We start from the raw sequence: 11986 nt of genomic DNA, 5'->3' as shown, positions 1-11986 counted from the left end.
GTTTGCATAAAAAAATTAAGGTGGTGATTTTGTGGTTGAATTGGATAACATCCGAATCGAACTGAGCAGTTTTGAAAAACCACTTCTGGAAGTAAGGGATTCACTTTAACTTAGCAGAGAAAAAGTTAAGGATTGAAGAACTTGAGAGAAATATGGAAGCACCTGACTTTTGGGACGATGCCGAGAAGGCAAGTGCGGATATGAAGGAATTAAAGGACTTAAAGAGTATTGTTGAACGTGCCGATGCACTCAGCATGGCGTATGACGATATTATGACGCTGATTGAGATGGGGAATGAAGAGGCGGATGAGTCACTGGTTCCGGAAGTTGAAAATGAGTTTGTGCAATTCCAGAAGGAATTTGAAGATTTACGAATTACAACGATGCTTACCGGTGAGCATGATGCCGAGAATGCGATTCTTACCCTGCATGCAGGAGCCGGTGGCACAGAGAGCTGCGATTGGGCAAGTATGTTGTGCCGTATGTATGAGAAATGGGCAGACAAACGCGGCTTTACCGTAGAAGTTTTAGACTCACTGGATGGTGATGAGGCAGGACTGAAATCCGTCACATTGGAAATTCAAGGAGATAATGCTTATGGTTATTTAAAGAGTGAGCACGGCGTTCATCGTCTGGTGCGTATCTCACCGTTTAATGCGGCGGGAAAACGACAGACTTCGTTTGTGTCGTGTGACGTCATGCCGGATATTAAGCAGGATATTGATATTGAAATCGCAGATGATGATATCCGAATTGACACGTACCGTTCGAGCGGTGCCGGTGGACAGCATATCAACAAAACGTCATCGGCAATCCGAATTACCCATTTTCCAACGGGTATTGTGGTACAATGTCAGAATGAGCGTTCACAGCATATGAATAAGGATAAAGCGATGCAGATGCTCAAAGCGAAACTTTTGATTTTGCGTGAACAGGAAAATCTTGCAAAAGAATCCGATATCCGTGGTGAAGTCAAAGAAATTGGCTGGGGCAGTCAGATTCGCTCTTATGTTATGCAGCCGTACACGATGGTAAAAGACCATCGGACCAATGCAGAGACCGGAAATGTTTCTGCGGTATTAGATGGTGATATTGACATGTTTATGAATGCCTATTTGAAATGGATTAACAGTTAGAAGGGGATAAGGTATGAAAGAAGTCGTTACATTTTTTTTGAGTGGCAAAGAATACGGAGCAGATGTTTCCGAGATACAGGGAATTGAAAATTACGTGGAATACGCAAAGGAGCCCGGGCTTTCCGATGGCTTTTTAGGCATTGTTTCAATCCGTGATGAGTGGGTTCCTTTGCTAAATCTGAAAAAGAAACTGGTTCTGCCGCCGGTGCCCGTAACAGGGGAGACCAAGTATCTGGTGTTTCAGCTGCCGCAGGGGAAAGCAGCCGTTTTAGTGGATGGTGTTTCGAATATTATTCAGGCGGATGGCGATGAAATACAGGATTTCCCGGCACTTGTGCACACGAAAAAGACGGCGTATGCCGACTTTGTGGTAAACCACAAGGGACGGTTGATTCTTAGTATTAATCCGGGAAGCCTTCTCACAAAAGAAGAATGGCAGGAAGTTGATAAAGTGCTGAAAAGCAAAAGTGAAGAGTCTAACGAAGAGTAAGACTTTTGATTTGGAAATGGAGGAAAAAATGATTCGAATTGCAGTGTTAGGTTATGGAACGGTTGGTTCCGGTGTTGTTAAGGTGATTCAGACAAATGCAAAAATTATTGCAAAGAGAGCCGGACAGGAAGTGGAAGTGAAATATGTATTAGATCTTCGTGATTTCCCGGACGACCCGATTCAGTCCAAAGTAGTACATGATTTTAATGTTATCTTAGAAGACCCGGAAGTGGACATTGTTGTAGAGACCATGGGCGGAACGAAACCGGCTTATGAATTTGTGAAAAAATCTCTGTTAGCCGGAAAAAGTGTATGTACATCCAACAAAGAACTGGTGGCTGCTTATGGAGCAGAACTTGTGCATATCGCAAAGAGCAAGACGGTAAACTTCTTGTTTGAGGCGAGTGTCGGCGGTGGTATTCCGATTATCAGACCGTTAAACCAGAGTCTGACTGCTGACCGAATCGAGCAGATTAATGGTATTTTAAATGGAACGACAAACTATATCCTTACGAAGATGGCGCAGGAAGGTTCTGATTTTGCCGACGTTTTGAAAGAGGCACAGGAACTTGGCTATGCAGAAAAAGACCCGACCGCAGATGTGGAAGGATATGATGCCTGCCGTAAGATTGCGATTTTGACTTCTTTAGCATACGGACAGCAGGTGGATTACGAGGATATTTATACCGAAGGAATTACCAAAATTACGGCAGAAGATTTCAAATATGCAAAAGCCCTTGGCGCTGCTATTAAAATCTTTGGCACAAGCCGTAAAGAAGGAAATAAATTGTATGCAATGGTTGCACCACAGATGATTCAGGCAGACAATCCACTGTACGCAGTGAATGATGTATTTAATGCAATCTGTGTGACGGGGAACATGCTTGGTGATGTTATGTTTTATGGTAAAGGTGCCGGAAAAGAGGCAACAGCAAGTGCGGTTGTATCGGATGTGGTAGACGCAGTAAAACATATGAATGTCAATGTGATGACAATCTGGGAAGATGAAAAACAGGAAGTTGCTCCAATGGATGAAATGAAAAACCGTTTCTTCGTCCGCATCGGTACAAGTGAAAAAGCCAAAGCAGAAGATTTGTTTGAAGAAGTTACACCGGTAGATGGTGGAATTGCAGATGAATTTGGCTTTTTGACAGGAACCATGACAGAAAAAGAATTTAACGAAACTATTTCTCAGTTTGATACATTTATTACGAGAATTCGTGTTGGATTCTAGCAAAAGAGAGACTCACTGAGAAGGAGGAAACTATGGTATCAACAGGACAAATGATGGGCTATGTGATGGCAATTTTGCTGCCACTGATTGCCGTTTTGATTCCTTTTTATATCTTATGGAAACAGTCCAGTAAAGTGGAGCGTGGAATGCTCGGAGCCATTGGTTACGGAATCATGGGATATTTCTGGCAGGAAATTATCTACAGCTTCTTGGGGCTCCTTGCACTTACAAAAATGCGGGATGTTTTGAATGCGACCGGTGGAAATGCGGTTGTAGTTGCGTTTGTTGAAGCACTTGCGGGCAGTGTTTTTGTTGCAGCAGGATTGTACTGGGGTGTTTATTTGACAAACACCAAGCAGCGTTCCTTGTACCGCTCAACAACGGTAGGACTTGGCTTTGGTCTTGGAGCCGCACTTCTTACTTATGGATTCCAGCTTTATTATGCGATACGGATTAACGTAGGAGCATTTACCGGAACGGATATGGCAAAAGCGAGTATTTTATCGACATCTACCGCATCGTTATATTTGGACGCCATCCGCAACATTTTAGTGGTACTTGTTTACATGGGCGTTGCCTTTTTGGTTGGAAAGAATTACTTGGAAAAGAAGAGACTTGCCGCATGGCTTACGCCAATCATTGTGTATGTATTTATCCGATTCACTGACGTGATTTTAAATACTTATGCACCGGCACTTGTCGCTAAGATTGTGTATATGGTTGTACTCGCATTCGTTGCCGCCGTATCTGTGTGGATGGTAAGAAACTGGTATCAATCAGAGAAACAAGTAAAAAGTTGAGATTTAAAATTAGCGAAATAATAACTATTCAGGACTTCTCCACCTATCAATTCGCATTTCGAACACTTCGTGTTCTATATCGCCTTTGACAAGGCTAAAAATGCTCATTTTGAGGTGGAGAGCCCTATTCGAACACAAGGTGTAGGAATGAATGATTCTTACGTGCAAGCACGACGTTTCATTCATTTCTACACCTTGTGTCCTGAATAGTTATTATTTTGTAATATTCCCTATGACGCTCAAAATCTGGTCCGGCTCAAAAGGCTTCTGAACAAATTCGTTTGCACCTAATTTAATGGCATCCACCATTTTGTTTTTCTGTCCGGCAGCAGTAACCATTACTGCATGTGCATTTTCATCATAAGCAATGATTTTCTCCAATGCACCAAGACCGTCCAGAACCGGCATCGTGATATCCAGTGTTACAATATCCGGTTTTAATTCAATATACTTTTCAAATCCAATCTGACCATTCTCTGCTTCCCCGATGACTTCGTGTCCATTCTCGACGAGAATGTTGCGAAGCATACGACGCGACGTACGGGAATCGTCAACAATCAATATTTTTGCCATAGTTCCAATCTCCTTTATCTAGCCTAATTTTACAATAAGGTCTGAATGTTTGCCGTCAATGTAAACCGGCAATACATAGAACTCGCCTTCTCCATCAATGGATGAATCAAATTTAAATTCCGGCGGCTGCATATCGATGGTTGTATCCTGATAACTTAATTCAGTAGCATACAGTCCGTTGACACAGTTTGTAAATTCACAAACCGAATCCAAAGCGTCTTCATCGACCGTATCAAAAGTTTCTTTTGCGTAACCGTCGGCAAGCGCTAAAATGCTGTCATCATCACAGGTGAAACCAAGAAAACCATCATAATCACCGGTTGTATGCTGGTAAGCAATATACTTTGCACTGTGAGAGGTGACAAACTGTCCCTTCTCGATGCGTATGTAAGAACTTACAAAACGTACAATGTTTCTTAATGTAAGACCAATCAACGACTGGTAACGAGAATCTTTCGCATCAACAAATGCAGGAATCATACCTTCGATATTACCATCCTGAATTGCTTTTAAAATTTCATCGGAGAAACCATTCTCCTTTTGGAATGCATCAAGAGCTGTCTCAATTTCATCACGGCTCATAATGCCGTTTTCTTCCAGCCCCTGAATGAAAATCAGGTACGGATTTCCCTGGCGACCAAGCAGATAATTTACATCTGCTTCCGTTAAGTAACCCTTCTCCACAGCCAAATCACCAAAACGTTTGTCTGTCTGCATTTGCAAATAATTCAATTCATTCGCTTGATTGCGAGTTAATAACCCCTCGTTCTCTGCAATTAACCCCAGTTTGACGCGATTGTCTTTAATGTATTTCATGCAGGAGGAAAATTGCTCAGCGGTGATTTTCTGGTTATCTAATAAATATTGACCAAAAAACTGACTAAACATAAAAATCTCCTTTCAATTGTTGTAAAATTATTATACAATAGAACGCAGAAAAGTTCAATGAAGAAATGTAGAGAAAGGAAGTGTTTGTCGTATGGCAGGTTCAATATGGGGAGAAGTGTTTCGCGTGTCGACATGGGGAGAATCTCATGGCGGGGGAGTAGGAGTTGTTGTCGATGGTGCGCCGGCTGGCATTTCCCTTTCTGAAGAGGATATACAAAAGTGTCTTGATAGAAGAAAACCGGGCGAGACGAAATATTCGACGCCCCGCAAAGAAGGCGATAAAGTAAAAATTATGTCCGGTGTATTTGAAGGAAAGACAACCGGAACACCGATTTCCATGGTTGTCGTGAACACCTCGCAGAAATCCGGTGATTACTCCAACATTGCAAATGTATTTCGTCCGGGCCATGCGGATTTTACGTTTGATGCCAAATACGGATTCCGCGATTACAGAGGCGGTGGACGTTCCTCCGGGCGTGAGACTATTGGACGTGTGGCAGCCGGTGCCATTGCCATGAAAATTTTAAGCGAGCTTGGAGTTACCGTAACTGCTTACACAAAGCAGATTGGACCATTTGTATGCGAGGAAGAAAAGATGTCTTTGGAGAACATTGAAAAGAGTCCGCTGCGCATGCCGGATTTGGAAAAGTCTTCTCTTGCTGAAGATTATCTGGCAGAAAAAATGGAGGCGCATGATTCCGTAGGCGGTATGATTGAATGTGTAATCAGCGGCATGCCGGCAGGAATCGGAGAGCCGGTTTTTGGCAAGTTGGATGCTATGCTGTCCGCAGCGATTTTCTCCATTGGTGCGGTAAAAGGTGTTGAAATCGGTGCCGGTTTTGCCGTTGCTGATAAATGTGGTTCCGAAAATAATGACGGTTTCTATATGGGAGCGGACGGCAAGGTGAAAAAACATACGAATTTTGCCGGTGGAATTTTAGGTGGTATGAGCGATGGTGATGATATTGTACTTCGCGCTGCATTCAAGCCAACGCCTTCGATTTTCCAGCCGCAGGAAACCGTAAACCGTGATGGTGAAAATGTACAAATCGAGATTAAGGGCCGCCATGACCCGGTGATTATGCCTCGTGCGGTTGTTGTGGTAGAATCCATGGCAGCCATTACGCTTGTTGATCGGCTTTTCGTCGGAATGACCGCACGCATGGATAAGATTCGTGAATTTTATAAAGGCGAGTAAGTAGAATTTGGGGATGTGATGACTGCTATTTCAAAAGACGTAAAATAAGTCAACGATATTTGCGAGAAAGTTGACCTAAAAACAAGTTTTTGTCAAATAAGTCATCCCAATCATACATCATGGTTGACTGGTTTTTCAATATTGTGGATTCAAGTCAACGAAAAAGGGCGAAAAGGTTGACCTAGTTGAGAAAAAGCTTAAAAGCAGTCAACGAAGACAGCGAAAAAGGGTGACCTAGTCAAGAAAAAGCTTAAAAGCAGTCAACGGAGACAGCGAAAAAGGTTGACTGTTAGAACGAAATTTGAATTTTCAGTCAATTATCTGGTGGATTTATGAAATAATAGTCCGAGGAATAGGAGGCGGGTATGAATGAGTGAGATAAAATGGGTTTTTTTAGATGTTGGTTCAACACTGGTTGATGAATCGGATGTTTATGAAAGCAGATGCAGTTACGTGATAAGTGCGAAGGGCTTGGAACGTGATGAATTTATGGAAAAAGTGCATCAGGCGGCAAAAGTAAGTCCTACACCGATAAAACAGGCGGCACAGGCTTACGGAGTCACTTTGCCGGAATGGGACAGTAGTTTAGAAAAGTTTTATTTAGGAATAGAAGATGTGCTAAAAGCTTTGTCAGGCAAATATAAATTGGGCATTATTGCAAATCAATTAGCGGGGACAAAAAAGAGATTACATAATTGGGGAGTTTTGCATTATTTTGATGTTGTCACAGCTTCCGCAGAAGCGGGGTATGAAAAGCCGGATTTGAGAATCTTTAGGTTGGCGCTTGAGCAGGCTGGCTGTAATCCACAAAATGCAATAATGGTCGGAGACAGACTTGAAAATGATATTGTTCCGGCAAGGCAGCTCGGTATGAAAACGATCTGGGTACGTCAGGGATTTGCAAAGTATCAGAGCGTTGAAAAAGAATATGAAAAACCAGATTATATCATAGAGAATATAGGTGAAATTGTGAAAGTGCTTATGGGTAGGACATAGTAAAATATGGCTTATTGAAGGAATGGAAGGCGTCAACTATACTGACCCGTGGAAGAAAATTTTGATAAAACGAGGACTGGCTACCATAATGTATTTGGTTCTTGCTTTTGCGGTGGCAGGACTTATTGTGTTGATAGGGGTGATATAAAATGAACCAATTAAAAAAGAAATATGCAGCCTCCATAATGGGCTTGGTCATCGGAGATGCCCTGGGAGTTCCGGTGGAGTTTGTGTCCCGTGACGAATTGAAAGAAACTCCGGTAACGGACATGATAGGATACGGAACACATAATCAGCCGGCCGGTACATGGTCAGATGATTCCAGTATGGCAGTTGCAACGATGGAGTGGTTGGGAGAGATAGAAACACAACAGCCAGATTACAAACGGTTGATGGACAAATTTAGTAATTGGATTTTATATGGCGATTACATACCGTATCAGGAAAATTTTGATTGTGGTATCTCTACCTGCAAAGCAATTATGAATTACGGCAGAGGAACAGAACCGCTATTGTGTGGAGAAAAGGGAGAGTTTGATAATGGAAATGGCTCGCTGATGCGGATACTTCCGGCAGCACTTTATTATGGGATGGACGATCTTCCAAAGGATTGGCTCGCAGTTATTCCGAAAAAAGAGTGGATTATGGAACTTGCAGAAAAAATGTAATTTTTCGACAAAATCATACAAAAACATTACCGGTAGTTCCTGAAAATGGAGCTACTGTTCCTTTTCAAATAAACTTTTCTCTATTATAATAAAAAAATGAACGAATAAATAGAGAGGAGAGTTTAATTATGAAAATAACAGAAAGAAAATGCAAACAAATTGTTGGCGGAGCGGCCGCGGCGGCACTGCTGCTATCGGGAGTGCATTTACCGGGGGCGGCATGGAAAGAGGTAAAAGCGGATACCGTATCAGTCAATGCGAAGATTACCAAGGAGCTAATCAATAAGAGAAACCGGTTCCTTAAACAGTTTGCGTTATCCGATGGAAGTTTTACGGCAGTCGCGTATTCGATGCCGGTTCACTATAAAAAGAAAGGTGTCTGGAAAGAAATTAATACGACACTTGTGAAATCAGGAAAGAAACAATATAAAACAAAATCTACAGATTTATCGATTAAAGTGTCCAAAAAGGCGAATAAAAAGTCAATGATTTCCTTAAAACGAGGCTCTGCTTGCTTATCCTGGTCATTGAATGGGAAAAAGATGAAAGCGGTGAATGGTAAAATCAGCAATCCCAAGAAATCCAAACAAACCGATGTATTAAACCAAAATATTGTTTCTTACTCCAAAGTGTTAAAAAACACAAGCATCACCTATAACATTTTCCCGGAACGTGTGCAGGAAGTCATTACCGTGTCGAAAAAGCAGAAGGCAAAGAAGTGGACGTTCAAAATCAATGCAGGAAAAATGAAAATCAAGGTAAAGGGAAATCAGGTATATTTCAAAACGAAAAAGGGCAAGAAAAAATACCAGCGTCTGCATACAATTGTGACCGATGCAAACGGAGTTTCTACTTCTAAAGTAAAAGTCAAATATAACAAGAAGAAAAAGACTCTTACCGTGACGCCGTCAAAGAAATGGTGGAACAGTAAAAAGAGAAAATTCCCAATGGAGATGCGAACCAGTTATCTGACAGACAAACACAGCAGAAATGTAAAAGTAGGAGCAGCCTACAGCGGAGCACCAAACGGAACATTTACCTATGATAAATCACTGCTTTTACAGGCGAATAAATGTATTGGATTTGTTCAGATGTCAGCGATAGCGGATTTGAAAAAGCCGAATGCACAGATACGAAGTGCAGCGTTACATATCAAAAATAAAAAGACATTAAAAATGGGAGCAGGAAAAACATTTGATATTTCTGTGCACAAAGTAAAAGATAAATGGTCTGCGAAAAAACTGACGTTCAACAACCGTCCGGCTTATGAGGCAGAGGCAGCAGCCAAGATCGGCATCCAGAAAAAAGGAAGTTATTCACTGGATGTGACGGCGCTTGTGAAAGGATGGCATCAGGGGGAGAATAATTATGGTGCCACTCTGGTTGCAGAAAACACAAATTGCACATATCAGGCGGAATTAGACAGAAATCCGTATTTTACCGTGAATTATGAAGTAGTAGGATTTGATGGAGCTGTTCAGTTAAAGGAAAATGAGCCAATTACCAGAGACATTATCAAAGAAGGTCAGGAAAACTATTTCTACTTTGACACGAAACCGGGCATTGCGTATGAGGTATATACCGATTCTGCCATGGATACGCAGGCAACCATGTATGATGAGAGTAAAGAGCGGGTTGGCTATGCGGATAATACCGGAACGAACAAAAACTTTTCCTTTGTGGGCAGTTACAACAAAAGACGCTACATAAAGGTTAGTGCAAAAAACAAAGCAACCGGCAGTTATACGCTGCATTTGAAAAAACGTTTTGCCATTCCGGAAGTGACAGGGATAAAAGGACAGGATAGTTATACACTGACATGGCAGCCGGTCGAACATGCCAAAGAATATGTTGTCTGTATTTACGATGGAAGCAGAAAAATCGGAGAAACGATTGTGACCGGCACAAGTTATGAGTATCTGTATACAAATGATACAGTTAGAAAAACACTTGGATTTACCGTTACGGCAAGAGAAAATAAAACGCTGACCGGAGAATCCTCACGTATGGTTTACAACACGGCAAGTCAGTCGGAATGGGTTTATCAGACACCGATGGAGAAATCACGTAAAAATGCATCGGTTGTAACAGCAGGTGAGAAATTATATGTACTTGGCGGTGAGAATGAAACCGGCTCACTTTCCTCCTTTGCTGCATTTGATACGGAAAAGAAAACATGGGAGAGTTTGCCGGATTATCCGGGAAATGTCTCCGGTATCTGCAAGGCAGCCATGATTGCAGATAGCAAAGATATTTACGTAATCGGTGGACAGACAAGCACAAAGACAGATGCGAAAGCATTGAAAAATGTCTATGTATATCATACAGAGAGTAAGCAGTGGCAGAAAAAGGCAGCCATGAAAGAGGGAAGAACGAATCTTTCCACAGCCGTTTGCGACAAGAAAGTATATGCTTTTTCAAAAGCAGGAGCTACAGACCGGGTGGATGTTTATGATATGAATACAGATACATGGGAAACAACCGTTATGCCGGGAACCAGTACGATTCTTGGAGCGGCAGCCGTAGATAATCGTGTGTTTGTTTTGAAAGAGAAAGAATCAAGTTTATTTTTTGAAGAGTATCTGCCGGAAGAAAATACATGGGAAGAGCCGGGAACGGTGTGTCCGTATACGGTTTCTGACCGTTTTGCGGCACCGGTAGTGATTCGCGGTAAAATTTATCTGGTAAAAGAAAGTGAGACAAAAGACGTTTATGTATACGACGCTTATCTGGATGAGTGGAGCGAAGTATCTGCCATGAATCTGAAGAAACAGGAGTCTGTTTTAGCGGCCTGTGGCAATGAGCTTTACAGCATTGGTGGTGAAATGACAGGCTTTGGTGTACTGGATGTGGTTGAACAGTACACCGTCAAAGTGCAGACGACCAAAAAACAGATGGAAGTCAGACAGGGCAGTCATTATGAATTGCAAATCAACGCCGGAAACTTAAAAAAAGGACAAAGTAAAGTCGTTACGATTTCCGTAAATCCAAAGGAACTGGAGATTCAAAACGCATCTTCTTTTGCTGAGGAAGATGATTTAAAAGAAGGCGTGGAGGGCGTCACGTTATTAAAATACCAGCCGAAAAAAGGTGTAATGGTCTGGAAATTAACCGGAAGTCTGGAGCGTGGTGAATCTTGTGAAACGTATCAGTCCATTCCGGTAGAGGCAAAAAAAGATGGTAAGACGGAGATTGCTTATACCATGACAGAGCAGTCATAAGAGACAGGGAGGGAGAAAACAATGAAACAAAAGCAATATGGGAAAAAGATAATATTTGTGGCAGCTGCAGTAATTTTATGCGTTTTCGCCGGATTATTTTTACTGCAGAGAAAAGAGCCCTCTACAAAGGGGCAGGGGGATAAGATTTACCGGTCCCTTTCCAAAGATGACCGACAGGTGGCAGACGTATATGCCACCTTGTATGAAACCGACAAAGAAGAAGTAGCCAGAATACAGAAGAAGACAAACGACTGGGAAAAGACAAACAAACAGCTGGAAAAAGAGTTTTTTACAATCGATGAAAATATAAAGTACCAGATGCAGAAAGAAGGCTACCGCTTAGAAGATTTGGAAAAGGCGGAAAAACTGTCGGTACAGACCGGAAAAAAAGCGATGGAACTGATTCGGGCAAAAGGAAAAGCCTCGGACAATCGGAAGTGGTCCGATGTGGTAAAGAAAGAGGAACTGCAGGCGGCAGAAACGGCCGAGGTTCCGAAATAAAAAAGACATAACAGGAAGAAGAGGAGTTTAAATTTATGAGAGACTTAAGAGCAGTGATTCACGGAATTACAACAGCAGTTTTGTGTGGCGTGGCAGTTTTCTCCTGCAGCACCATCAGTAAAGCTGCCGGAGAAACTTATCAGACAGCAGTGGAGGCAGCCTATGGAGATACTTTCCGTGGCGTCTATGAGAACTATCTTGCCGGTTCCCCGTTAGAGGCAGAGAACCCGGACGGTGTCGACACGCCAAGCGGGCGGCTCATGCTTTCCCGTACCGACCTT

At 42.3% G+C, this 11986-nt stretch carries 12 protein-coding genes; 10 read left to right on the top strand and 2 right to left on the bottom strand.

Translation table 11 applies throughout. From position 1 onward, the window contains the following. Positions 1–31: 31 nt before the first annotated feature. The 4 genes from prfB (at position 32) to DW005_RS06435 (ending at position 3660) form a co-directional block, all read left to right on the top strand. Positions 32–1136 (top strand): peptide chain release factor 2 gene (gene prfB / locus DW005_RS06450; RefSeq protein ID WP_117478641.1). Its coding sequence is split into 2 segments (ribosomal slippage): positions 32–106 and positions 108–1136, totalling 1104 coding nucleotides; the frame shifts between segments, so codons are not numbered across the junction. A 13-nt stretch (positions 1137–1149) separates the two neighbouring features. Further along, positions 1150–1626 carry a chemotaxis protein CheW gene (locus DW005_RS06445; protein ID WP_117478640.1) on the top strand — a complete coding sequence of 159 codons (477 nt, stop codon included), beginning with the start codon at positions 1150–1152 and terminating at the stop codon, positions 1624–1626. 28 nt (positions 1627–1654) lie between these two features. Further along, complete coding sequence (locus tag DW005_RS06440) at positions 1655–2860, top strand: homoserine dehydrogenase (RefSeq protein WP_117478639.1); 1206 nt, start codon at positions 1655–1657, stop codon at positions 2858–2860. A gap of 32 nt (positions 2861–2892) precedes the next feature. Then, complete coding sequence (locus DW005_RS06435) at positions 2893–3660, top strand: hypothetical protein (RefSeq protein WP_117478638.1); 768 nt, start codon at positions 2893–2895, stop codon at positions 3658–3660. Between the two features lie 213 nt (positions 3661–3873). Here DW005_RS06435 and DW005_RS06430 read toward each other — a convergent pair whose 3' ends face one another. Both DW005_RS06430 and DW005_RS06425 read right to left on the bottom strand, forming a co-directional pair. Beyond that, positions 3874–4233, bottom strand: a complete 360-nt coding sequence (locus DW005_RS06430; protein ID WP_022376396.1) for a response regulator — start codon at positions 4231–4233, stop codon at positions 3874–3876. Between the two features lie 18 nt (positions 4234–4251). Further along, positions 4252–5121: a chemotaxis protein CheX gene (locus tag DW005_RS06425; RefSeq protein WP_117478637.1), complete on the bottom strand. Its 870-nt coding sequence runs from the start codon at positions 5119–5121 to the stop codon at positions 4252–4254. 91 nt (positions 5122–5212) lie between these two features. Between DW005_RS06425 and aroC the strand changes: the two genes are divergently transcribed. The 6 genes from aroC to DW005_RS06395 all read left to right on the top strand — a co-directional run. Continuing rightward, positions 5213–6319 (top strand): chorismate synthase, encoded by a 1107-nt coding sequence (gene aroC / locus DW005_RS06420; protein WP_117478636.1) that lies wholly within the window; start codon positions 5213–5215, stop codon positions 6317–6319. Between the two features lie 369 nt (positions 6320–6688). Further along, positions 6689–7315: an HAD family hydrolase gene (locus DW005_RS06415; protein ID WP_117478635.1), complete on the top strand. Its 627-nt coding sequence runs from the start codon at positions 6689–6691 to the stop codon at positions 7313–7315. A 149-nt stretch (positions 7316–7464) separates the two neighbouring features. Beyond that, positions 7465–7983: an ADP-ribosylglycohydrolase family protein gene (locus DW005_RS06410; protein WP_117478634.1), complete on the top strand. Its 519-nt coding sequence runs from the start codon at positions 7465–7467 to the stop codon at positions 7981–7983. A gap of 128 nt (positions 7984–8111) precedes the next feature. After that, complete coding sequence (locus tag DW005_RS06405; RefSeq protein WP_117478633.1) at positions 8112–11204, top strand: DNRLRE domain-containing protein; 3093 nt, start codon at positions 8112–8114, stop codon at positions 11202–11204. Positions 11205–11225: 21 nt separating this feature from the next. Beyond that, complete coding sequence (locus DW005_RS06400) at positions 11226–11705, top strand: hypothetical protein (protein WP_117478632.1); 480 nt, start codon at positions 11226–11228, stop codon at positions 11703–11705. A gap of 35 nt (positions 11706–11740) precedes the next feature. Beyond that, positions 11741–11986, top strand: a 246-nt coding sequence (locus DW005_RS06395) for a hypothetical protein (RefSeq protein WP_207658732.1), incomplete at its 3' end; no start/stop codon positions are given.

The organism is Clostridium sp. AF36-4 (genome assembly GCF_003435975.1).
GTDB lineage: Bacteria > Bacillota > Clostridia > Lachnospirales > Lachnospiraceae > Eubacterium_F.
Note: the sequence above shows the minus strand (reverse complement) of the source record. Positions and strands in the feature narration are given on the sequence as shown.